Consider the following 20,973-nt stretch of genomic DNA (forward strand, 5'->3'; position numbering starts at 1 on the left):
AAATGACCTCTTATAAAGAGGTCGTTTTTTCTCATATATCGCTGCGTAATGTTGCCGATATATGAGAAAAAACGTTATATCATATATAACTTGAGAGGGAGCTCTTTACAGGAGGTCGCTTTTTCTTTTTGGAAAAAATCACTTTGTGGTATGATATAAGTTATGTGTAAAAGAGAGAAGGAGGAATGTACGTGAGTCAGACAGTGGAAACATTATTTTCTATTTTTGATTCTTCTGCGGTAGTTTTACGTAAAGAATTAGATGTGACATATTTAGAGGCGCTTGTAGAAACAGGTGATAACTTGTTTGAGGGAGCGATTTTACAAGAGGAATTATCCGAATCAGCAATTGAAAGGCTGAATCGTGAATATAGTACGTTTAATGAAGAAACATATAAAGGTGAAGAAATTCGTAAAGCATTTCAGTTAGCCATCTTAAAAGGAATGAAAGAAGGCGTACAAGCGAATCATGAAATGACGCCTGATGCAGTTGGGATGTTCATGAGTTACTTATTCCATAAATTTATGCAAGGTCAAAACGAAATTACAGTTTTAGATCCTGCAATTGGAACAGGAAATTTAATGACTACAGTGTTTAATAGCGCCAAAGAAGGACTAACAATGAGTGGATTTGGTGTAGAAGTGGATGAAGTGCTAATTAAACTTGCTTTAGTAAATGCAAATTTACAGAAGCATGCAATCGAATTCTTCCATCAAGATGGACTAGCACCACTTTATATCGATCCAGTTGATGCAGTCGTTTCAGACTTACCGATTGGTTACTATCCAAACGAAATCGGTGCCAGTGAATATAAATTAAAAGCAGATGAAGGAATGTCGTATGCTCATCACTTATTTATTGAACAAAGTGTGAAACATACGAAAGAGGGCGGGTACTTATTCTTCTTAGTACCAAACTTCATTTTTGAAAGTGACCAGGCACCGAAATTACATGCATTTATTAAAGAAACATGCTTTATTCAAGGGTTATTACAGCTTCCTGTTTCCATGTTTAAAAACGAGAAAAATGCAAAAAGTATATTTGTTCTCCAAAAGAAAGGCTCTAATGTAACAATGCCAAAACAGGCGTTATTAGTGGAGTTGCCTAAATTCTCTAACATGAAGGCGATGGAGAACATTATGGATCAATTAAATACTTGGTTTGCAACACATAAATAAAGCTGGGTATATGTAACAGAGTTAGTGATTCATGTAGTACAGTTTTATATAATATGTCATATTTTTAAATATATACTAGATTTAACTGAATTTTTTTGAAATCTGTAATATATATTTTTTCTTGGTGTTACAATTTTTTCACTTGAAATATATGTCGGACGATGTTTAAATTAAAATCGTGAGTATAAAATTTGCTAATGATGAAACGTTTTCATATTTAGTAAATTTGATTAGATAAAATCGAGCGGTTTGTGGAAACATCCACACAACTACCAAGAGAAAAAGGGGCGAAAGACTAGATGTCAAAAATCATCGCGATTAACGCAGGAAGCTCTTCCTTAAAATTCCAATTATTTGAAATGCCAAGTGAAACAGTATTAACAAAAGGTTTAGTAGAACGTATCGGTTTAGAAGATAGTATCTTCACTATTACTGTAGATGGCGAAAAACAAAAAGAAATTACAAACATCCCAGATCACGCAGTAGCAGTTAATATGCTTCTTAAAAAATTAACTGAAAACGGAATCGTTAAATCTCTAGATGAGATTGGCGGTATCGGTCACCGTGTTGTTCACGGCGGCGAAAAATTTGCTGACTCTGTTTTAATTACTGATGAAGTATTAGCTGATATCGAAGAATTAAGCGATTTAGCACCACTTCATAACCCAGCAAACGTTGTTGGTATTAAAGCATTCCGAGAAGTATTACCAAACGTACCAGCAGTAGCAGTATTCGATACAGCATTCCACCAAACAATGCCGGAATCTGCATTCCTATACAGCTTACCATATGAGTACTATGAAAAATTCGGCATCCGTAAATACGGTTTCCACGGAACTTCTCATAAATATGTAACTGAGCGTGCGGCTGAATTATTAGGTCGTCCAATTGAAAGCTTAAGCTTACTTTCTTGTCACTTAGGTAACGGTGCAAGTATCGCAGCAGTAGAAGGCGGTAAATCTATCGATACTTCTATGGGCTTCACTCCACTTGCTGGTGTAACAATGGGTACACGTTCTGGTAACCTTGACCCTGCGTTAATTCCATACATCATGGAAAAAACAGGCCAAACAGTAGAAGAAGTAGTTAACGTATTAAACAAGAAGAGTGGTATGTTAGGTCTTACTGGTTACTCTAGTGACCTACGTGACATCATTGCGAAAGAAGAAGAAGGCGACCACCGTGCGAAAGTAGCACTTGATGTATTCGTAAGCCGTATCCACAAATACATCGGTTCTTACACAGCTCGTATGAAAGGTGTAGACGCAATCATCTTTACAGCTGGTGTAGGTGAAAACAGTGCGATTATTCGTGAGCGCGTATTAGAAGGCCTTGAGTACATGGGCGTATACTTCGATGTAAAACGTAATAACGTATTCGGTGAAGAAGCATTCATCAGCTTCCCACACTCTCCAGTAAAAATTATCGTAATTCCAACTGACGAAGAAGTTATGATTGCTCGTGACGTACTACGTCTTGGAGATATTGGTTAATATATAAAAAGAAAGACGAGATCCTATAGGATTTCGTCTTTTTTCTTTTGGATGTATTTTAAAATTCCATCCGGATATAATACTTTTTCTTTCTGAATGAATGCCTTAATAGGAATCCATTTCGCATACGTTACTGCTTGCTCATCTTGTATATTTAATATTTCCATTTCATATAGTGAGGTGTCTAATAAACGCAAAGAATATAGTTGAATGATTTCATGACCAATGCCCCCATCTAGATGAAAGACATTTTCTAAGCAACCTAAATAATTGGTGATTTCTATCTCCGTATGAAGCTCTTCTTTAAACTCCCGAATAACAGTATGTGCTGATTTTTCACCAAGTTCAATGGAACCGCCAAGAGGACGATAATATGTTTCGCCTTCTGTATAATATTCTTGTACGAGAAGGCGATCTTGATGTACAGCAAGACCGAAAGCTTTTGCACGTGGATACATAATAGAATCACTCCTTATTTGTTTTGTATAAGGAAGATTATAATGTATGGTGTGATAAAAGTATTCTGTATTTAAGTGTGCGGTCTAACTGTAATTCCATCAAATAAGTCTTTCCAAAATGCTTCATTGTATTGGTATACATCCATAATCGGGCATTTCATAACGCAAGTATGTTGTAATCCCCAATCTTCTTGAGTGATAGTTGGTATATCGGCAGGAATTAGTAACAGGACAGAGAATGTATGTGTAATTATTTGAGATGAAATTTGTTCTAGGGAACATGCTTCTTCGTATGTTCCTCCAGTTCGAATAAATAATATGGATTCTGCCGTTTCAATTGTAGTTAGAAAACGATTAGTTCGATGTTCGTAGTTTAACTTAATTTCTGTATAAGAAGGCCAAGTAGTTGGTGTGTTTACATCTGTTTTAAAGTCATGACAGGAGTCAATTTCATAAAGGTTGTCCCTTCATCTTAATTTTGCATCATCATCCCAAAATGAGATGAAGGATAAATTTTCTTAATTTAAAAAGCGGTCAAATCGATTTTGGAATAATAAATTTACTTTCGCTAATGAAGGACTTAGCATAAAATCAATAACACCAAAAAATGGTGATAATTCTAATTGATATAATGCCCAAGTAGGCCAGCAGTTTTTTCCTAAGCTGAATTCTGCGTTATAATTTTGTTTTAGATTGGATAGATTCATGTGAAGCATCTCATCCTTTTTGCTATTATTTTATGTCGCTTATAAAGGGTATGTGAAAAGAGATATACAAGCATATTTGTAAAGAATAAGCAGAAATATGTTACAATAGAAAAAAATCGAACGAGGTGGTTGTTACGATGCGATCGAAGCGAGAACAAGCCATTTTAGACAATATAAAAGAATGGGAAGCGCAATTAGTTGAGCAAGAAGCGACCGATTTTCAAAAAGTGTTTGATAAATGGTTACATACTACAGTTGCGAAATTACCTGAGAAAAAGCGAAAAGAATTCTTCACGAAAGCAGATGGATGGCTCTTTCATTTGCATGCATTTATTCAAAGTTCACAAGCACAGTTAGATGCACGTAATCGGATTTTAGGAACATCAAGATTATTTGATGAATCGATTGAACAGCTTGAAGATTTGAAAGCATTATCTATTGATCAATTAACATACATAGCAGAGCAGCAAACAGCACGTCATCGTCTATATTCATTTGTACAAGGCGGGGCAACAGGTGCTGGAGGTTTATTATTATTAACGGCGGATTTTCCGGTTATGATCGCGTTAAATGTGAAGGCAGTCCAACTTATTGCCACATCATTTGGACATGATGTGAACAAGCCGTATGAAATGATGCTTGCGTTAAAGGTGTTTCATGCGTCATTACTACCAGGAAGACTTCAGCAATACGCATGGTACAATTTATTGCAAGAGCTGGAACAAGAAGATTCGTTCTTCTACGAAGGAGACGAAGCAGTGTTGCAAACAGCTTCTACTGAGGTTGTGTTAAAACAAATTTTGAAGACATTTTCGATTTATGCTCTTCGTCGTAAATTATTCCAAGGTATACCGGTAATTGGAATGGCAATTGGATCTACAGTGAATTATCGTTTAACAAGAAACGTTACTGAATTTGCAAATAGATTTTATCAAGTGCGCCATATAGTCGAGAAAGAAAAAAGAGCATAAAAAAAGCGAGAGGCCGAAGCCTTTCGCTTTTTTAATTTGTTGCATGTTTTTTGGACATTGGAACAGATACTGGCTGCTTTTCTGCTGTTTTTTCTGTTTTTGGATAATAAATTAAATCCAATGTTTTTGCCTGTACGGCAATCGAAAGAATAGTAAAAGCAATTTCTGTCCAATTTAAATAATATAATGAAAGCGCAAGAACAATCGCGTCAAAGACGAAGAAAATTTGCCCAATTGTAAAACGAGTTCGTTTACTTAATACAATTGTTAAAATATCGTCTCCACCGGTTGCACCGCCAAATCGCAATATAAAACCGAGTCCAATACCAGCTAACGCACCGCCAACTATTGCAGCTATAAATAAATTATTTGATAAATCTACCGTAAATGGAGAATAATTTTCCATTAAGGAATAAAATAATCCGAATGAAATAGAACCTAAGAATGAATAGCCAACCATTTTTCTACCCAAAAATGAAGCACACAGTAAAATAATTGGGATATCCATTAATACAGTTGAAATAGATGGTGAAATATCATAAAAGTTTTGAATGAATAGTGCAATTCCTACAAAGCCACCTTCTGTTAAGTGGTTTTGGAAGTGAATGTGATATAGCGCTGCTGCTAAAATAAATGAACCGATTAAAACCATAAAAATTTCTTTAATAATTTGCCGACTTTGGATGTTCCTCATCGTTATTCCTTCTTTCCGTAGTTAGTAGTCCTTTTTGTGTTGTAAACTAACTACGAGCTCACATGTAGCTTTCAGTTAGTTTACGAAAAAACTAACTACGCTATATGTCGCTGAAGAAATAACGAATAATCCTCTCGTCCATCAATTCTCCCTACCTTCGTTTTAGTTTAAGTCTTAAAACGACTAAACAAAACGTGGAGTAGGATTCGTCATTTAGCAATCCTGCTCTTCTTTGTTTTGTTTAGTTAGTAACAATTAAGTCCTAAACAAAACGCTATGTGTAAGAAGAGTCTTTTTTTTGCCAAATTATCCTTCGGGCAATCATAATTTCCCCACTCTCGTATTTTTTTCGCTAGACTAAAGTATCTGAGCTGAAAAATACGCTACGTGTATGATTCGTCAATACGATGCCACATGCTCCTTCGAGCGATCATGATATCAAAATCCCTTCCTTCAAGATTTATACTATTATATCATACTTTTAAAAAATGTATGCGGATGGAAACCGACAATAAACGGAGGGAATCTACAAAAAATGTTATGTTTAAATATTTTTGTAGCAAAGCCTAAGTTATTTCAGAGGATTGGACAGTTTGTAACGGTTTGTCCAATAAGTAAGAAAAAAAGGGTTTTATTCCGTTGTGTTCTTTTCATCACTTTTATCTTTAAAAAATGCATCCCAACTAATTACACTTAAAAAAGTTAAAGCGATAATAACGAAAGCACGCATAAGCTTTAGACCTCCTTTTGTACATAGTATATGAATCATTCGATTCGAAATGTGTCATTTTTTTACAACTCTTAACTATTATGAGAGTATATTAATATAGATAGATGAAGGGGAGAGTGAAGATATGCTAAAAGACATGTTCAAAAGAAAAGAATTAATATGCGTTTCATGTCAGAAAAAAATTCAATATGAAGAAGAACTTGTTGCTTTTGTAAAGTTGCCGAAAGAAAGAAGTATATTAGTTGGTCCATTTGATGTGTGTTTGGCGAAAACAGCACAAGAGATATATTGTAAATCATGTTACGACAAAAAAGCATGACCCAAAGTAATTGAGGGGCATGCTTTTTTCATTGGTGTGCTTTCCCCTCAGATACATTTTGAGTGAGTCGATACCAAAGCCAAAGGTCATTAATGATGGAAGCAAGATCGGCAATTTCTGAATTTAGTTTACAAGAAACTTCGAAGTCTTCTTCGTTATTTAAATGATGTTGTTTTGTATTAATATAGTGCTCAAGTTCTTTTATACGATCAGGAATTTTCCCGCGAATTTGTTCCCATTTTAGTAAAATAGCATGCTGCATTTTTTCGGGGATATCTTCCCAATCTTCTTGTAAATGCGGAATTTCAATTCCTAGATGATTATCGTATAAGAAATACTTTTCCATAAGTTCACCCCCGTTTTCCTGCTTATATTGTACAGAAAAACAGAAAGAAGTTCGACGAAATTGTTTGAAAAAATTTGAAAATGACTCTTGATACATTTTGTAAAAGGTGTTAAAGTTTGAATTATTATAAAAGAAAATGAATATTTATTCTTTAGGGGGATGCAAAATGGAGAAGAAAAAAGTTGTATTAGCATATTCCGGAGGTCTTGATACTTCCGTTGCAATTAAATGGTTACAAGAGAATAATTATGATGTTATCGCACTTTGTTTAGATTTAGGGGAAGGAAAAGACTTAGGGTTTGTGAAAGAAAAGGCACTTTCAGTTGGTGCAATTAAATCATATATGGTGGATGTCCAAGAAGAATTTGTGAATGAATATGCATTGATGGCGATGCAAGCACACACATTATACGAAGGGAAATACCCTCTTGTCTCTGCATTATCTCGTCCGCTTATTGCGAAGAAATTAGTAGAAATCGCAGAACAAGAAGGTGCAACTGCAGTTGCACATGGATGTACAGGAAAGGGAAATGACCAAGTTCGTTTTGAAGTTTCTATCCAAGCATTAAATCCTTACTTAGAAGTGATTGCGCCTGTACGTGAATGGAAGTGGTCACGTGAAGAAGAAATTGCATATGCAAAAGAAAACGATGTACCAATTCCGATTCATTTAGATAGCCCGTTTTCAATCGATCAAAACTTATGGGGACGCAGCAACGAATGTGGAATTTTAGAAGATCCATGGGCAGCACCACCAGAAGAGGCATATGAGATGACATTAGCATTAGAAGATACACCGAATAAACCAGAGTTTGTAGAAATCGGATTTGAAGCAGGTGTACCGACGACTTTGAATGGTACTGCATATTCACTTGCAGAATTAATTAAAACGTTAAATGCACTTGCTGGAAAACATGGCGTTGGACGTATCGATCACGTAGAAAATCGTCTTGTCGGTATTAAATCTCGTGAAGTATACGAATGCCCAGCAGCAATGACGTTAATCACTGCACATAAAGAGTTGGAAGATTTAACACACGTAAAAGAAGTAGCACATTTTAAACCAGTGATTGAACAGAAAATAACAGAACTTATTTATAACGGTTTATGGTTCTCTCCTTTAAAACAAGCGCTTCATGCATTTTTACAAGAAACGCAAAAGAATGTAACAGGTACAGTGCGTGTAAAATTATTTAAAGGTCATGCGATTGTAGAAGGACGTAAATCTGAATACTCTTTATACGATGAAAAATTAGCAACATATACTGCTCAAGATGAATTTAATCATGATGCAGCAGTTGGATTTATTTCATTATTTGGTTTACCGACGAAAGTATACAGCCAAGTGAATCAAAAGAAGGTGGAAGCGTGAGCAAACTTTGGGGCGGACGTTTTACGGAAGAAGCGGAAGCGTGGGTTGAAGAGTTTGGAGCATCCATCTCCTTCGATCAACAATTAGTAAATCAAGATATAAAGGGAAGTATTGCACACGTAACGATGCTAGCAAAGCAAGGCATCGTTACGAAAGAAGAAGCCGAGAAAATCGAGGTAGGTCTTCAATATTTATTAGAAGAAGCGAAGCAAAATAAATTGCATTTTTCGGTCGAAGCGGAAGATATTCATTTAAACATTGAAAAAATGTTAATTGAACAAATCGGTGAAGTAGGAGGGAAACTTCATACAGGACGAAGCCGTAATGATCAAGTAGCGACTGATATGCATTTATATTTGAAAGAAAAAGTAGAACATATTATAAAAGCTACAAAACAATTGCAAACTGTTCTTGTTCATCAAGCAGAAAATAATATTGAAACCATTATGCCTGGTTATACGCATTTGCAGCGTGCGCAGCCAATTTCATTTGCTCATCATATTCTCGCTTACTTTTGGATGTTAGAGCGTGATGTGAATCGTTATGAAGATTCATTAAAGCGCATTAACATTTCACCATTAGGAGCAGGAGCATTAGCTGGGACAACATTCCCGATTGACCGAGAATATAGTGCGGAGCTTCTTGGATTTAATGGAATCTATGAAAATAGTTTAGATGCAGTAAGCGATCGTGATTTCATACTGGAGTTCCTAAGTAACTCATCTATGCTCATGATGCACTTATCACGCTTTTGCGAAGAACTTATTTTATGGAGTAGCCAAGAGTTTCAATTTATTGAAATGAGCGATCAATACGCAACGGGAAGCAGCATTATGCCACAAAAGAAAAATCCGGATATGGCGGAATTAATTCGTGGTAAAACAGGCAGAGTGTACGGTAATTTATTTAGTTTACTTACAGTCATGAAAGGATTACCGCTCGCTTACAATAAAGACTTACAAGAAGATAAAGAAGGAATGTTTGATACAGTAAAAACAGTAGAAGGATGCCTTCATATTATGGCAGGCATGCTAGAAACGATGACTGTCAACAAAGAAAAGATGGGGCAAGCTGTAACGCAAGATTTCTCAAACGCAACAGAAATTGCCGACTATTTAGCAAGTAAAGGACTACCATTCCGTCAAGCTCATGAAATTGTCGGGAAGCTAGTGCTACACTGCACACAAAAAGGAATTTACTTAGTAGATGTACCACTTGCAACATATAAAGAAATGAGCTCATTATTTGAAGAAGATTTGTATGAAGTTCTTTCACCATATGCAGCTGTAAAGCGTCGTAACAGTGCTGGCGGGACAGGGTTTGAGCAAATTGAAAAAGCTTTGGAGAAGGCGAAAGGATTAGTTGGAGAGTTTGTTGGAAGTTGATTTATAGGGCAGAAGGTACGCGAATCTTAGTAGAGAGAAGCGTACCTTTTTTGTGATTTTTATAACTTAAAGTTAATCATACTTATGTCGATCTTCCGTAATTCGAATATACTCAATATCCATCAAATCTCTAAGTAATGCACCATTACTTAGTTCCACACCATGTTTTTCTTTAAAATGTGTACGGAGTGTATCTAACATTTCGAGCTCTTTCCCGTTCACATCTAAAATAATACGTTCAGAATCATTCATATAGCATCCTCCTTTTTTAACATATATATTTTGTCCGTCTATTTCTAAAAAATGTATGTTAACCTAAAGTTAGGAAATAAGAAAGGAATGGAAAATGAGACGTATTTATCCCGCATTAACGGGCAGTAAGACCCCCACCTCAAAATTTAGCGAGAGCAAAGAAGTTAGGTGGGGATCAACTGCCCGTAAAAGCCCGATTGGTTCAACTAATAATCAGTGGGGGATGAACAAAACCCCCCACTGATTAAAGTTTCACTTTATTTTATAGGGCTAATTTTGTACACGCTAATTGTATTGTATGTTGCATTCCCAAACGTATTTTCATTTGGAAATGTAGAAACAGTACATGTTGCGATATTTATTTTTTCTCTATTTCTAGTAGATTGCTGTATTTCAATATGGCTTTCGAAAAGAAAACATGTACAAGATAAAAAAGAAATGGAACGGAAAAAGAGAAAACGTTCATTTTGGATGATGACGTACTGTTTGTCTTTAGTGCTTACTGCTGCTTTTTTTAGTGAGCATATTCCATTAGAAAGATTAAATATTGGATTTGGAGCGTTCGTATTCGCATACTATTTTTTTATGCACTTTCTTCCTTATATGAAAGAAAAGCGAGGAGAAGAGGAAAATCCGCTTGTAGAAGAAGCGAAAGAACAAGAGCATAAGAGAATAGAAGGGGATATAAAGAAACTTGGAGAACAAAAATGGTATTTAAAATCAAAAATCATATATGTTCTTTGTTTCATTACGCCGCCAATTGGCTATTTGTCCGTCTTCTTACTTCGTAAAAAAATGACAGAAGATGCAAAGCAAGCATACTTAACGGTTGCGACGATTATGATGGCATTATGGTCTTTGAAGTTTCTTCCTCCCTATGTATTAGCAATTACTGTTGTTATTGTGGCTTGTCTTGTATTTATAGTGAAATATGTGAAATGAAAAACACCAAGCCCATGTGGACTTGGTGTTTTATCTATAAATTAAAGATCACCTTGCTCCTCATCACCACGAACAACAAGGACATCGCATTTCGCATAGCGAATAATATGTTCAGAGACGCTACCGATTAGGAAGCGTTCAACAGCATTTAAACCAGTCGCACCACACATAATTAAATCTACTTTATGGTTTGGAGCGATTTCTTTTGAAATTTTAGATTTAGGGTTACCAAATTCTAATACAGTTTCAATTTTTTTAAGACCAGCTTCAAGCGCAGTTTTTTTGTAGTCTTCTAATAAGTCTTCTGCAAATAGATTTGCACGTTCAGCAATTGCACGGCTATAAGCCTCTACTGCTGAGTACGCTTTTACATCAACGATATGAGCGATTGTTAATGTTGCATTGTTGCGCTTTGCGACTTGAATTGCTTTTTTAAAGGCTTTTTCTGCTTCTTTAGAACCATCCACCGCGATTAAAATATTTGTATATGTATTATTCATAGTAAATTCCTCCCAATCTGTTTTATAACTGTTTACAACTTAATTATAAAACAAATTTTGGTAACGTGCTTGCCAGAAACGTTACAGAATTTTGAAAACTCTGTTTCAATTCATTTTAGTTGTAATTGGAGCGAGAACTTGTTACATATGAAGTATAGCAATTTAAAAGGAGGCATGTTTGTGAGACACGCGCTCATTACAGCCGGTACGAAAGGTTTAGGAAAGCAAGTAACAGAAAAGTTATTGGCTAAAGGATATTCAGTAACAGTAACGTATCATAGCGATATCACGGCTATGGAAAAGTTGAAAGAAACATATAAAAATATGGAAGAGCGTCTACAATTCGTGCAAGCGGATGTCACGAAAAAGGAAGATTTACATAAAATAGTAGAAGAAGCGATAAGCCGTTTTGGCAAAATTGATTTCTTAATTAATAATGCTGGTCCATATGTATTTGAACGAAAAAAGTTAGTTGATTATGAAGAAGATGAATGGAATGAAATGATTCAGGGAAATTTAACAGCGGTATTTCATTTATTAAAACTTGTCGTTCCGGTCATGAGAAAACAGAGCTTTGGCCGTATTATTAATTACGGATTTCAAGGGGCGGATAGTGCACCGGGATGGATTTATCGTTCAGCTTTTGCAGCGGCCAAAGTAGGACTTGTTTCATTAACGAAAACAGTTGCTTATGAAGAAGCGGAGTATGGTATTACTGCGAACATGGTATGTCCTGGTGATATTATTGGCGATATGAAAGAGGCAACTATTCAAGAAGCACGTCAGCTAAAAGAGCATAACACACCGATTGGTAGATCTGGAACAGGTGAAGATATTGCAAGAACCATTTCGTTTTTATGTGAGGACGATTCCGATATGATTACCGGTACAATTATTGAAGTGACTGGTGCAGTGGATGTTATTCATAGACATCGATAGAATAAAATAAGATGAAGTTTCAAATAATTGGACAGTTTATCCATTGTGCTGAGAGGTGCGGATAATACTGTCTTTTAATATAAAATTAAATCTATCGGAAAACTTGTATTATTTTTTTGTCAAATATTGAGATATTATGTTAAAATATAAGAGCGTAGAAAGCGCTTTAAAAAATGATTCAGGGGTCATTTCATAACTCAAGGGGGAACTAATCATGCGTATCGGTATTCCAACAGAAATTAAAAACAATGAAAACCGTGTGGCAATGACGCCAGCGGGAGCAGTACATTTAGTACAAAATGGTCATGAAGTTTTTGTTCAAAAAGGAGCAGGTTTAGGATCTGGTTTTACGGATGAAGAATACGTACAAGCTGGTGCGAAACTTGTAGAAACTGCTGAAGAAGCATGGAATCAAGATATGGTTATGAAGGTAAAAGAGCCAGTAGCAAGTGAATACGGCTATTTCCGTGAAGGTTTAATTTTATTCACATACTTACACTTAGCTCCAGAACCAGAATTAACGAAAGCATTAATCGATAACAAAGTTGCATCAATTGCATACGAAACAGTACAATTAGACAATCGTTCTTTACCATTACTTGCACCTATGAGTGAAGTAGCTGGTCGTATGTCTGCACAAATCGGTGCACAATTCCTTGAGAAAAACAAAGGCGGTAAAGGTATTTTACTTGCAGGCGTTCCAGGGGTAAAACGCGGCAAAGTAACAATCATCGGCGGTGGTCAAGCTGGTACAAATGCAGCTAAGATTGCAGTAGGTTTAGGTGCAGATGTAACAATCATTGACTTAAGTGCAGAACGTCTTCGTCAATTAGATGATATTTTCGGTAACCAAGTAAAAACATTAATGTCTAATCCATACAACATTGCAGAAGCTGTTAAAGAATCTGACCTTGTTATTGGAGCAGTATTAATTCCAGGTGCAAAAGCGCCAAAACTTGTAACTGAAGAAATGATTCAATCAATGGAACCAGGTTCTGTCGTTGTAGATATTGCGATTGACCAAGGTGGTATTTTCGAAACAACTGATCGTATTACAACTCATGACAACCCAACTTACGAAAAACATGGCGTTGTTCATTATGCAGTTGCTAATATGCCAGGTGCGGTTCCACGTACGTCAACTCTTGCATTAACAAACGTAACAGTACCATATGCAGTACAAATTGCGAACAAAGGCTATAAAGATGCTTGCCTAGGCAACTCTGCATTATTAAAAGGTATTAACACATTAGATGGATATGTAACATTCGAAGCAGTTGCAGAAGCTCACGGCTTACAATACGCTGATGCGAAAGAGTTACTTGAAAAAGCTCCTGCTTTATCATAATAGAAATACATTTGAGACCTTCCTTTTCATAAGGAGGGTCTTTTTTATATGGGGAAATAACATGTGAATAATTGTTATTTATTGGTGTAAATCGATTTTTATTATGATAATTTAGAATTATATAATAAAAGAGGGGATTCAATGGGGAGTAAAAAAAGGAAGCAAAAGCAAGCTAAAAGACAAAAGTACATAAAGAAAAAACAGGAACAGAACATACCTTTTTCACAAAAAGTAGTCATTATGATAGAAAAAACATTCCGGTATATTTGTATGGCTCTGTATGTAATTTTGTGTATGTATTCATTTGGAGTGTTTTACAGTTTTGGGATAACTCCCAATATTATTGAGAGCATTCTAGAATTTATACTTGTTGTAATAGAATTAGCCTTATTCGTTATACTCTTTGCTACAGTATGGCCTAGTCATGAAAGTAAAAAAGATAGAAAAAGAAGCAAAAAATCTTCATACGCTTCAAGCTCATCAAGTGGATTCGGTCACTACAGTAGCAGTGATTGTAGTAGCTCAAGTGATGGTGGAGATTAAGTTAATTTTTCAGAAGAACGACTAACGAAAGGATGGGATGAAATATGGAAACTGTGAACTTAATAGAATTAACAAAAGACATTCAAGATCAACATAAAAACTTCGTCGTTTCAAATATAAACAGTCATTGTTTACGAATCGCTGTATTTACTGGTGAATATGATTGGCACTATCATTCTAATTCGGATGAATTATTTATTGTGCTAGAGGGAGAATTACTTATTGATTTTGAAGATGGAGAAACAGCGGTTTTAAAGCCAAATAATTCTATTTTAATTCCAGCATGTACGATTCATAGAACAAGAGCATTAAAGAGAACGGTAAATCTTTGTTTTGAACATATAGAGGCTGATACGATTAAAGTGGAGCAATTATGAAAAAATTATCTGTAGCCGATTATAGAAAAGTTCTTCCGGTTTTAGAAGGTAATACAAGAACGACGACGTTTGCTTATGCGGTATGTGATCAAATGATAGATGGTGAGGTTTTTATAAACGGGCAATTAACAGCAGGATTAATTATTACAGCTAATGGTATCTATTATTTATTTGGTGATACGGATGATCAAAATTATAACGAAGAGTTATTTTCATATTTAAAAACGGCTATTGAAAAAACAGAGAAGAGATTTACACTGTTCACTTCGAGTGAAGAGTGGGAAATGATGATAGAAGAGCGTTTTAGTAATGTACTTCGGAACATCCCGCGAATGAAATTTCAAAGCGTAACCTTTGAAGAGAGTCAACGAGATTTTAACAAAAATACATATGAAGTGAAGCGTATTGATAGAAGAGATATAGAGCGCAGCAGTGAATTTAAAGAGGAGTACTACAAAGAGTATTGGGGATCAAAAGAAACGTTTTTGAACAGTGGTTTTGGATTTTGTATAGAACAAGATGGGATAATTGTAGCTGAATGTGTCTCAATATTTAACGGGAATGGTTTTGCTGAAATAGATATTGCAACACATGAAGCGCATCAAGGGAAAGGATTAGCTCAAGCTGTTGCGACAAGGTTCATTGAACATTGCATGCAAAATGACATTATACCGAGCTGGGATTGTTATGTAGACAATATTCCTTCGCGAAAATTAGCTAGTAAATTAAGTTTTTATCATCCAATAGAATATAGTTTGTTTGTACGTAAGAAAACGGGGGAATAAAAATGAATGTAGAATTAACAAGATTTAAAGTTAAGCCTGGTAAGAGTCATCGAGTAGATGAATGGATGCAGCTTCTTAATGACAATTTGAAAGAAGTGCTTTTGACATTAAACGACGAAAAAATGTACGTTGAGACAATTTTCCGGGAAATAAGAGATGGAGAAGAGTACTTATATTGGTATTCTGTGCAAGGAGAAGGTGGTATTTTTGTCGAAAATTCGCATCATGAAATTGATAAAAAGCACTTAGCATTTTGGTATGAATGTATCGATGAAGAAGCACCGTCTATTGATATGAAAACAGAAGTTGTTATGATTCAAGATGTTGTGAAGGAAGCGATGAAATAATAGATTGTTATTTTATAACCGTAAAATGATCTTCTTTTTTGTTGGAATATATATTATTGGAGATGCTGTAGGATGAAAATTAGTAATAAATATATCACTCTCGGTGAAATAGAAATAATAAGAGAACCTTTAAATAAATTACATGAATATCATAATAATAAATCAAAACATTTTTCTGGTGATTATCCAAGAATGACATTTGAGGAACGTATTGAAAATTATAAACAGAATTCAAATTACGGAGAATATAGAATTGAATTATTAGTTGAGGCGGAAACAGATGATATATTAGGGTTTTGTATAGCGTATAGTAAAAGTGTAAGCGGAAAGATTGAAGTTTTATTCGTTGATGAAAAATACCGAAGAAACGGATTTGGCTTAAAATTAATGAATAGTGCAGTGGAATGGTTTAAAGCGAAGAAGATAGATGAAATTGAATTAACAGTAGTGTATGGAAATGAAGCTGTATCGTTTTATGAAAAGTTGGAGTTCTATCCTCGTTCAATTATTATGGCAACTAAGTCATAACGATAGTATGGGGAGAGAGGAGTGGGAGTTTTTGCTTCAAAAAAATGATTCATATTTTACTAAAATATATGTGAAAAGCGCATCAAAATGGATGTGCTTTTTATTATGAAAAAATTTATAAAAGCTGCATTTGAATATCTTTAAGTGAAAATAAAGAGGGATATCGAGAATATTTTAGGATAAACTATAAAGTGAAACTTTAATCAGTGGAGTGGTTCATCCCCCACTGATTATCAGCCCTCACCAATCGGGCTTTTACGGGCAGTCCGCCCCCCACCTAATTTCTTTGCTTCCGCTGAATTTTGATGTGAGGTCTTACTGCCCGTTAATGCGGGATAAAGAAATAAAAAACACCAAACCAAAAGACTTACCAATATACGGTATAGTCGTAACAGGAAAAACAGAGGATTTACAAAGTTTACAAGGGTCACCGTATATTAAGGCTGCTGTAAGAGGTGTAACAGTTGAGAAATATTGATTACAAGTAATTAATGTGAATAATCAGAAAATTTATGTTATAATATGGGAAAAGGAGGTTTATATGAGGCAAATACATGGAGCAATTTATATTTACATAACAATGTTTTTCGTGGCGATATCCTATGGATTGGGGCACGTGTATTCGCATCCTATACTAACTTTTTTAAGTGGAGCATGTATGGCGTTTGCGCTTCTTGTCCACCTTTTCTCAGTTTGGATCGTGAAATTTCAATTAAATATTAGTGAAATAGAAGAAGGCACTTTTTGAGTGGCCTTCTTTTTTAATAATATTTTGGAAGCTCTTGTAGCAATTTTTCAATTTCGTATTCAGTTTCTTTACATATAGACATTGTACGTAATCTGAAAAATAAGCTACGTAAGAAAGATTTTGTATTTCCATATAGAAACTCGTACGATTCAATAGGTAGTACTTGTTTTTGGACCGGTAATTGAGCTGCTAAGTCACGAAGGGCTAATATGAGTATTTCTTCTTTTAGGTCATTTTGCAGCATTGCGACAATCGGATAAACGAGACGCTCGTCTTCTTCATATTTGTAGTAGATAGAATGGACAAAAACTTTGTTTAACAAAGTTTTTAATATCTCTTCGTAATGTAAAGTTTCTAGTTTAGGATTATGAACAAGCGCCTCAAATGTATCGGAAGCATGAGCGATACTATGTGCCCAGCCGTGGTCTGGAACATATCCGCGGAAATCATGTTCATTGTTCATATATAGAATTAATTGATCTTTTACATTTGAAATATCAGTTTGTGATAAGAAATTATGATTTGTATCTGCATCTATAATGAGCGCAATTAATAAGGTGGTAAATGCGCGAGTAAATACAGCATCTTCGTCATCTGAATGAATTTTATACAATAAATATTTTTCACCGATGCTTTCTAATAATAGTTTCTGTAATTGTGTGTGTGAAAGGTAGTCCTTCTTGATGAGATGATAAAAAGTAGAGTAGATGAGTTTGTCCCTTAAATAGCTATCAGTATCGCCAATATGTTCAAGCATATTAGAACTTAAAGAATCAATGTTAAGTGTGTTATCCAGTATGTAATTATTATTACGAATTTCTTCTAATTGTTGTTGTAACATATAAACCCTCCTATTTTAGAAAATTCTGTATTTAAATAGTATAATAAAAGGAAGGAATAGGCAATGAAGTGAAACTTTAATCAGTGGGGGATTCCCCACCTAACTTCTTTGCTTTCACCGAATTTTGATGTGGGGATCTTACTGTCCGTTAATACGGGATAAATAAGTGTTTTTGAATGGAGGGGGCATTATGAAGAGAGCATTATTCTTTTTCATTAGTATTTTCTTTTTAGGGAGTTGTTCGATTTGGTATGTTACTTTTTCTAGCGAGGGCAAAAGTTGGACGGGACAATATAAGGGCCATATTAAGGACGACAGTGAAGATGGAGTGTTTACGTTTCAGTACAAAGGCGGAGATGGGAATACAGAATTTAAAAATTTAGAGATTGCTATTAATGGAGCCTTTAGCACAATGACACAAACGTCAGAAAATCATAAAGGAGCAAAGATTGAAATGAAATCATCTTGTGTAAGTTGTGCGCCTTTATCTAAAGATGAACCGATAGAGGTTTTGATTAAATGGGATGATAAGTATGAGGAGAAGATGGTGTTAAATTTGAAATAGCCTAGAGTAAGGAGTTAAAAATGAATAGGCATATGAAAAAATTAATGTTTATAAGTGTATTTCTAATCATATTATCAGCTTGCACTACAAAACAAGTAGAGGTAAAAAAAGTACCTAAAGAAGGGTATATCATATTAAGAAATGACACGGTGTTTTTTGCCGATGATAAAACGTTTGAAACAAAAGTAGAGTTGCAACATTATATAGAACAACAAATGAATAAAGAGCATCCATCACATATAGTCTTGAGCTTTAAGGACAAAGACGCATATAAACAGTTAAAAACAGGGGATAAAATAAAAGTATGGTTTTCTCAAATACTTGAAAGTTATCCAGCAAAAATGATTGTAGAGAAATTTGAAATAGTAGAGAAATAGAAAAAGGCAGCAACCAAGCTGCCTTTTTTGTTATTTTACAAATTGTAATTCTTTCGGGAACTTCGTTAAAATTTCTGATCCGTCTTTTGTGATGTAAATATCATCTTCAATACGAACGCCACCTACGTTTGGTACGTAAATACCTGGCTCGATTGTGAAGACCATACCTTCTTTTAATGGAGACTCGTTGCCAGCTTTTACATCTGGATATTCGTGTACGCTAATTCCAAGTCCGTGACCAAGGCGGTGCGGGAAGAAGTCACCGTAACCTGCATCTGCGATAACAGAACGAGCAGCGTTGTCGATTGCGCCAAGTGTAACACCTGGTTTACATGCTTCAACTGCTTGTAGTTGTCCAGCAAGTACAGTGTTGTAAATGCGAGTTTGTTCTTCAGAAATCTCGCCGAATGCTACTGTACGTGTAATATCAGAGCAATAACCTTCAATGATTACACCTAAATCAAATAGTACGAAATCACCGCGCTTCATTTTGTTTGCACCAGGAATACCGTGTGGAAGAGCAGAGTTTGCACCCGCTAATACCATCGTATCAAATGACATTTTATGTATGCCTTTTGTTTTTAATTCGTGTTCAATAATTGCTAATACTTCTAGCTCGCTACGGTTTTCTTTAATTGCATTTACACCAACTTCAACAGCGTAGTCCGCCATTTTAGCTGCTTCGCGTAAAATAGAAAGTTCTTTTTCATCTTTAATTAAACGAAGTTCGCGAACTTTTTCCTCAGCTGATTTGAAAGCTGCATTTGGGAATAATTTCGTTAATTCTTCGTAGCGCTCTACGTTTAAATGTTCTTTTTCAATTGCAACTGCATTTGCATTGATGCCGCGGTCTTTAATTGCTTTTGCAATCATATCCCATGGTCTGTCAGTATCAGTAAATCCGATAATTTCATGTGCCCAGCCAGCGTTACGTGCTTGACCTTCTTCCATTTTAGGACAAATTAAAATAGGTTCTTTTTCTTGGAATACAAACATACCAAGTAATCTTTCATGCGGTTCACAGTAGAAGTTCGTCATGTAGAAGACGTTCGGTGTAGAAGTTAAGAACGCAGCTTCTACGTTTTTTTCTTTTAGCCATTGCATTAAATTTTCTAATCTAGCATTCATCGATTGGCACCCCCGAGATATTTAATTACAAATATAACTTTAACTCGGAAGAAAGCGTTATGACAAGTAAATAGATGTTAGAAAAGACAGGGAATAGAGAAATCATGTAGAATAAAAAGTGAGAATGTGAATAGGGGAGGAATGTAATAATGAAAGTATCTTATCATGGACATTCAGTTGTGAAAATTGAGGCGAATGGAAAAGTTATTTTAATTGACCCGTTTTTAACAGGTAATCCGAAAACAGATTTAAAAGCTGAAGATGTAAAAGTGGATGCAATCCTTTTATCGCATGGACACGGTGATCATGTTGGAGATACAGTAGAACTTGCGAAGAAAAATAATGCAGTTGTTGTAGCGCCATTTGAACTAGCAACATTTTTAAGTTGGCAAGGTGTAAATACACATCCGATGCATATTGGTGGTTCACATGAATTTGACTTTGGAAAAGTGAAGTTTACACAAGCATTCCACGGCTCTAGTTATATTGATGAAGCAAATAAGACGATTACATATACAGGTATGCCAGCAGGTATTTTATTTACAGCAGAAGAGAAAACAGTGTACCACGCAGGAGATACTGCACTATTCTCTGATATGAAGTTAATTGGGGAATTAAATAAAGTTGATCTAGCATTTTTACCAATTGGTGATAATTTCACAATGGGACCAGAAGATGCTGTACTAGCGGCAAAATGGATTAATTCGAAAACTGTTGTACCGATGCATTACAATACGTTCCCAGTTATTGAACAAGATCCATATCAATTTGTAGAAAAGCTACAAAATTGTACAGGGAAAGTATTAGAAGCTGGAGAAAGTATTACACTATAGAAAAGAAACCCTTCATTTGAAAAGAAAAGTGAAGGGTTTTTTACGTGTGTAGGACAGCTTTTAATGCTTGTATTTGTTTTGGTGATTCTTTTCTTTTTGTACGTGGTTGTTCAGGTGTTTCATTCAATTCCATTGCAACTTTTTTCCCATCTACGAAAGCTAAAAATATAGCACCTACAACCTCTAAAAATTTTTTCATCATGTGTACGCTCCTTTGTTTTATTTCTTGTCTTCATTGTATAGGGAATCAAGTGGGCGAACTATCGA

Annotated in this window: 26 protein-coding genes and 2 pseudogenes; 19 read left to right on the plus strand and 9 right to left on the minus strand. The window is 35.2% G+C overall.

Features of this window, described 5'->3' with window-relative positions; translation table 11 throughout:
* Window positions 1-191: 191 nt before the first annotated feature.
* Both DN403_RS07040 and ackA read left to right on the plus strand, forming a co-directional pair.
* Window positions 192-1,178 (plus strand): class I SAM-dependent methyltransferase, encoded by a 987-nt coding sequence (locus DN403_RS07040; RefSeq protein WP_000084365.1) that lies wholly within the window; start codon window positions 192-194, stop codon window positions 1,176-1,178.
* Between the two features lie 299 nt (window positions 1,179-1,477).
* Window positions 1,478-2,671 (plus strand): acetate kinase, encoded by a 1,194-nt coding sequence (gene ackA / locus DN403_RS07045; RefSeq protein WP_000034583.1) that lies wholly within the window; start codon window positions 1,478-1,480, stop codon window positions 2,669-2,671.
* A gap of 23 nt (window positions 2,672-2,694) precedes the next feature.
* Here the strand turns inward: ackA and DN403_RS07050 are convergent, their stop codons facing one another.
* Together DN403_RS07050 and DN403_RS07055 are read right to left on the minus strand one after the other, a co-directional pair.
* A complete protein-coding gene (locus DN403_RS07050; protein ID WP_016077219.1) occupies window positions 2,695-3,129 on the minus strand; it encodes an NUDIX hydrolase in 435 nt (144 codons plus the stop codon).
* Between the two features lie 71 nt (window positions 3,130-3,200).
* Window positions 3,201-3,836, minus strand: a pseudogene (locus DN403_RS07055) (DUF1796 family putative cysteine peptidase).
* A gap of 137 nt (window positions 3,837-3,973) precedes the next feature.
* Between DN403_RS07055 and DN403_RS07060 the strand changes: the two are divergent.
* The gene (locus tag DN403_RS07060; RefSeq protein ID WP_001256853.1) at window positions 3,974-4,807 is read left to right on the plus strand and encodes an EcsC family protein; all 834 of its coding nucleotides are present in this window, start codon (window positions 3,974-3,976) and stop codon (window positions 4,805-4,807) included.
* A 31-nt stretch (window positions 4,808-4,838) separates the two neighbouring features.
* Here the strand turns inward: DN403_RS07060 and DN403_RS07065 are convergent, their stop codons facing one another.
* Window positions 4,839-5,501, minus strand: a complete 663-nt coding sequence (locus DN403_RS07065; protein ID WP_001244514.1) for a YitT family protein — start codon at window positions 5,499-5,501, stop codon at window positions 4,839-4,841.
* A gap of 854 nt (window positions 5,502-6,355) precedes the next feature.
* Here DN403_RS07065 and DN403_RS07075 point away from each other — a divergent pair.
* On the plus strand, window positions 6,356-6,550 hold the full coding sequence (locus tag DN403_RS07075; protein ID WP_000910278.1) for a hypothetical protein: 195 nt from the start codon (window positions 6,356-6,358) through the stop codon (window positions 6,548-6,550).
* Window positions 6,551-6,578: 28 nt separating this feature from the next.
* On the opposite strand, the gene DN403_RS07080 is transcribed toward DN403_RS07075, so the two are convergent.
* The gene (locus DN403_RS07080) at window positions 6,579-6,896 is read right to left on the minus strand and encodes a hypothetical protein (protein WP_000417222.1); all 318 of its coding nucleotides are present in this window, start codon (window positions 6,894-6,896) and stop codon (window positions 6,579-6,581) included.
* A 166-nt stretch (window positions 6,897-7,062) separates the two neighbouring features.
* Here DN403_RS07080 and DN403_RS07085 point away from each other — a divergent pair, with 166 nt between their 5' ends.
* Both DN403_RS07085 and argH read left to right on the plus strand, forming a co-directional pair.
* Entirely contained in the window at window positions 7,063-8,268 is a 1,206-nt protein-coding gene (locus DN403_RS07085) for an argininosuccinate synthase (RefSeq protein ID WP_149185377.1), read from the plus strand.
* Window positions 8,265-9,653 carry an argininosuccinate lyase gene (gene argH, locus DN403_RS07090; RefSeq protein WP_046958733.1) on the plus strand — a complete coding sequence of 463 codons (1,389 nt, stop codon included), beginning with the start codon at window positions 8,265-8,267 and terminating at the stop codon, window positions 9,651-9,653. The genes DN403_RS07085 and argH overlap by 4 nt, the downstream gene beginning before the upstream one ends.
* A 72-nt stretch (window positions 9,654-9,725) precedes the next feature.
* Here argH and DN403_RS07095 read toward each other — a convergent pair whose 3' ends face one another.
* The gene (locus DN403_RS07095) at window positions 9,726-9,905 is read right to left on the minus strand and encodes a hypothetical protein (protein ID WP_000999985.1); all 180 of its coding nucleotides are present in this window, start codon (window positions 9,903-9,905) and stop codon (window positions 9,726-9,728) included.
* Window positions 9,906-10,148: 243 nt separating this feature from the next.
* Between DN403_RS07095 and DN403_RS07100 the strand changes: the two genes are divergently transcribed.
* Entirely contained in the window at window positions 10,149-10,847 is a 699-nt protein-coding gene (locus DN403_RS07100; protein WP_074790337.1) for a hypothetical protein, read from the plus strand.
* 41 nt (window positions 10,848-10,888) lie between these two features.
* On the opposite strand, the gene DN403_RS07105 is transcribed toward DN403_RS07100, so the two are convergent.
* Window positions 10,889-11,347, minus strand: a complete 459-nt coding sequence (locus tag DN403_RS07105; protein WP_149185378.1) for a universal stress protein — start codon at window positions 11,345-11,347, stop codon at window positions 10,889-10,891.
* A 147-nt stretch (window positions 11,348-11,494) separates the two neighbouring features.
* On the opposite strand from DN403_RS07105, the gene DN403_RS07110 reads away from it, so the two are divergent.
* The 9 genes and pseudogenes from DN403_RS07110 to DN403_RS07155 all read left to right on the plus strand — a co-directional run bounded on the left by DN403_RS07110 (window position 11,495) and on the right by DN403_RS07155 (window position 16,962).
* Window positions 11,495-12,286 carry an SDR family oxidoreductase gene (locus DN403_RS07110; protein WP_003280286.1) on the plus strand — a complete coding sequence of 264 codons (792 nt, stop codon included), beginning with the start codon at window positions 11,495-11,497 and terminating at the stop codon, window positions 12,284-12,286.
* Window positions 12,287-12,500: 214 nt separating this feature from the next.
* Window positions 12,501-13,634 (plus strand): alanine dehydrogenase, encoded by a 1,134-nt coding sequence (ald, locus tag DN403_RS07115; protein WP_001219401.1) that lies wholly within the window; start codon window positions 12,501-12,503, stop codon window positions 13,632-13,634.
* Window positions 13,635-13,775: 141 nt separating this feature from the next.
* A complete protein-coding gene (locus DN403_RS07120) occupies window positions 13,776-14,177 on the plus strand; it encodes a hypothetical protein (RefSeq protein WP_017763649.1) in 402 nt (133 codons plus the stop codon).
* Window positions 14,178-14,221: 44 nt separating this feature from the next.
* The gene (locus DN403_RS07125) at window positions 14,222-14,554 is read left to right on the plus strand and encodes a cupin domain-containing protein (protein WP_000450934.1); all 333 of its coding nucleotides are present in this window, start codon (window positions 14,222-14,224) and stop codon (window positions 14,552-14,554) included.
* A complete protein-coding gene (locus DN403_RS07130) occupies window positions 14,551-15,339 on the plus strand; it encodes a GNAT family N-acetyltransferase (protein ID WP_000736717.1) in 789 nt (262 codons plus the stop codon). The genes DN403_RS07125 and DN403_RS07130 overlap by 4 nt, the downstream gene beginning before the upstream one ends.
* 2 nt (window positions 15,340-15,341) lie before the next feature.
* Entirely contained in the window at window positions 15,342-15,686 is a 345-nt protein-coding gene (locus DN403_RS07135; protein ID WP_001100204.1) for a DUF6176 family protein, read from the plus strand.
* A gap of 72 nt (window positions 15,687-15,758) precedes the next feature.
* The gene (locus DN403_RS07140; protein WP_000703677.1) at window positions 15,759-16,214 is read left to right on the plus strand and encodes a GNAT family N-acetyltransferase; all 456 of its coding nucleotides are present in this window, start codon (window positions 15,759-15,761) and stop codon (window positions 16,212-16,214) included.
* 337 nt (window positions 16,215-16,551) lie between these two features.
* Window positions 16,552-16,692, plus strand: a pseudogene (locus DN403_RS07150) (anti sigma factor C-terminal domain-containing protein); the annotation flags it as partial.
* A 63-nt stretch (window positions 16,693-16,755) separates the two neighbouring features.
* Window positions 16,756-16,962 (plus strand): hypothetical protein, encoded by a 207-nt coding sequence (locus DN403_RS07155; RefSeq protein WP_001248905.1) that lies wholly within the window; start codon window positions 16,756-16,758, stop codon window positions 16,960-16,962.
* A gap of 13 nt (window positions 16,963-16,975) precedes the next feature.
* Here DN403_RS07155 and DN403_RS07160 read toward each other — a convergent pair whose 3' ends face one another.
* Window positions 16,976-17,803 (minus strand): DUF2785 domain-containing protein, encoded by an 828-nt coding sequence (locus DN403_RS07160; protein ID WP_000941471.1) that lies wholly within the window; start codon window positions 17,801-17,803, stop codon window positions 16,976-16,978.
* Between the two features lie 190 nt (window positions 17,804-17,993).
* Here DN403_RS07160 and DN403_RS07165 point away from each other — a divergent pair, with 190 nt between their 5' ends.
* Together DN403_RS07165 and DN403_RS07170 are read left to right on the plus strand one after the other, a co-directional pair.
* Window positions 17,994-18,368, plus strand: a complete 375-nt coding sequence (locus tag DN403_RS07165; protein ID WP_000816722.1) for a hypothetical protein — start codon at window positions 17,994-17,996, stop codon at window positions 18,366-18,368.
* Window positions 18,369-18,388: 20 nt separating this feature from the next.
* Window positions 18,389-18,745 (plus strand): DUF3221 domain-containing protein, encoded by a 357-nt coding sequence (locus DN403_RS07170; protein ID WP_001079383.1) that lies wholly within the window; start codon window positions 18,389-18,391, stop codon window positions 18,743-18,745.
* Window positions 18,746-18,775: 30 nt separating this feature from the next.
* On the opposite strand, the gene pepQ is transcribed toward DN403_RS07170, so the two are convergent.
* On the minus strand, window positions 18,776-19,873 hold the full coding sequence (gene pepQ / locus DN403_RS07175; protein ID WP_000994053.1) for a Xaa-Pro dipeptidase: 1,098 nt from the start codon (window positions 19,871-19,873) through the stop codon (window positions 18,776-18,778).
* Window positions 19,874-20,022: 149 nt separating this feature from the next.
* Here pepQ and DN403_RS07180 point away from each other — a divergent pair, with 149 nt between their 5' ends.
* Complete coding sequence (locus DN403_RS07180; RefSeq protein ID WP_000868923.1) at window positions 20,023-20,706, plus strand: metal-dependent hydrolase; 684 nt, start codon at window positions 20,023-20,025, stop codon at window positions 20,704-20,706.
* Between the two features lie 40 nt (window positions 20,707-20,746).
* Here DN403_RS07180 and DN403_RS31060 read toward each other — a convergent pair whose 3' ends face one another.
* The gene (locus DN403_RS31060) at window positions 20,747-20,908 is read right to left on the minus strand and encodes a hypothetical protein (protein WP_000976014.1); all 162 of its coding nucleotides are present in this window, start codon (window positions 20,906-20,908) and stop codon (window positions 20,747-20,749) included.
* Between the last annotated feature and the right edge of the window lie 65 nt (window positions 20,909-20,973).

This window comes from Bacillus sp. AY2-1, from assembly GCF_008368965.1.
In the GTDB taxonomy this organism is placed as follows: domain Bacteria; phylum Bacillota; class Bacilli; order Bacillales; family Bacillaceae_G; genus Bacillus_A; species Bacillus_A thuringiensis_S.

What these genes read in the sequence shown, in the direction of transcription:
- DN403_RS07105 (WP_149185378.1), bottom strand. Translation starts at nt 11,347, where the DNA reads ATGAATAATACATATACAAATATTTTAATCGCGGTGGATGGTTCTAAA.
- DN403_RS07165 (WP_000816722.1), top strand. Translation starts at nt 17,994, where the DNA reads ATGAAGAGAGCATTATTCTTTTTCATTAGTATTTTCTTTTTAGGGAGT.
- DN403_RS07170 (WP_001079383.1), top strand. Translation starts at nt 18,389, where the DNA reads ATGAATAGGCATATGAAAAAATTAATGTTTATAAGTGTATTTCTAATC.
- ackA (WP_000034583.1), top strand. Translation starts at nt 1,478, where the DNA reads ATGTCAAAAATCATCGCGATTAACGCAGGAAGCTCTTCCTTAAAATTC.
- DN403_RS07080 (WP_000417222.1), bottom strand. Translation starts at nt 6,896, where the DNA reads ATGGAAAAGTATTTCTTATACGATAATCATCTAGGAATTGAAATTCCG.
- DN403_RS07050 (WP_016077219.1), bottom strand. Translation starts at nt 3,129, where the DNA reads ATGTATCCACGTGCAAAAGCTTTCGGTCTTGCTGTACATCAAGATCGC.
- ald (WP_001219401.1), top strand. Translation starts at nt 12,501, where the DNA reads ATGCGTATCGGTATTCCAACAGAAATTAAAAACAATGAAAACCGTGTG.
- DN403_RS07180 (WP_000868923.1), top strand. Translation starts at nt 20,023, where the DNA reads ATGAAAGTATCTTATCATGGACATTCAGTTGTGAAAATTGAGGCGAAT.
- DN403_RS07110 (WP_003280286.1), top strand. Translation starts at nt 11,495, where the DNA reads ATGAAGTATAGCAATTTAAAAGGAGGCATGTTTGTGAGACACGCGCTC.
- DN403_RS31060 (WP_000976014.1), bottom strand. Translation starts at nt 20,908, where the DNA reads ATGATGAAAAAATTTTTAGAGGTTGTAGGTGCTATATTTTTAGCTTTC.
- DN403_RS07140 (WP_000703677.1), top strand. Translation starts at nt 15,759, where the DNA reads ATGAAAATTAGTAATAAATATATCACTCTCGGTGAAATAGAAATAATA.
- DN403_RS07160 (WP_000941471.1), bottom strand. Translation starts at nt 17,803, where the DNA reads ATGTTACAACAACAATTAGAAGAAATTCGTAATAATAATTACATACTG.
- DN403_RS07155 (WP_001248905.1), top strand. Translation starts at nt 16,756, where the DNA reads ATGAGGCAAATACATGGAGCAATTTATATTTACATAACAATGTTTTTC.
- DN403_RS07095 (WP_000999985.1), bottom strand. Translation starts at nt 9,905, where the DNA reads ATGAATGATTCTGAACGTATTATTTTAGATGTGAACGGGAAAGAGCTC.
- DN403_RS07060 (WP_001256853.1), top strand. Translation starts at nt 3,974, where the DNA reads ATGCGATCGAAGCGAGAACAAGCCATTTTAGACAATATAAAAGAATGG.
- DN403_RS07135 (WP_001100204.1), top strand. Translation starts at nt 15,342, where the DNA reads ATGAATGTAGAATTAACAAGATTTAAAGTTAAGCCTGGTAAGAGTCAT.
- DN403_RS07065 (WP_001244514.1), bottom strand. Translation starts at nt 5,501, where the DNA reads ATGAGGAACATCCAAAGTCGGCAAATTATTAAAGAAATTTTTATGGTT.
- pepQ (WP_000994053.1), bottom strand. Translation starts at nt 19,873, where the DNA reads ATGAATGCTAGATTAGAAAATTTAATGCAATGGCTAAAAGAAAAAAAC.
- DN403_RS07125 (WP_000450934.1), top strand. Translation starts at nt 14,222, where the DNA reads ATGGAAACTGTGAACTTAATAGAATTAACAAAAGACATTCAAGATCAA.
- DN403_RS07120 (WP_017763649.1), top strand. Translation starts at nt 13,776, where the DNA reads ATGGGGAGTAAAAAAAGGAAGCAAAAGCAAGCTAAAAGACAAAAGTAC.
- DN403_RS07075 (WP_000910278.1), top strand. Translation starts at nt 6,356, where the DNA reads ATGCTAAAAGACATGTTCAAAAGAAAAGAATTAATATGCGTTTCATGT.
- DN403_RS07085 (WP_149185377.1), top strand. Translation starts at nt 7,063, where the DNA reads ATGGAGAAGAAAAAAGTTGTATTAGCATATTCCGGAGGTCTTGATACT.
- DN403_RS07130 (WP_000736717.1), top strand. Translation starts at nt 14,551, where the DNA reads ATGAAAAAATTATCTGTAGCCGATTATAGAAAAGTTCTTCCGGTTTTA.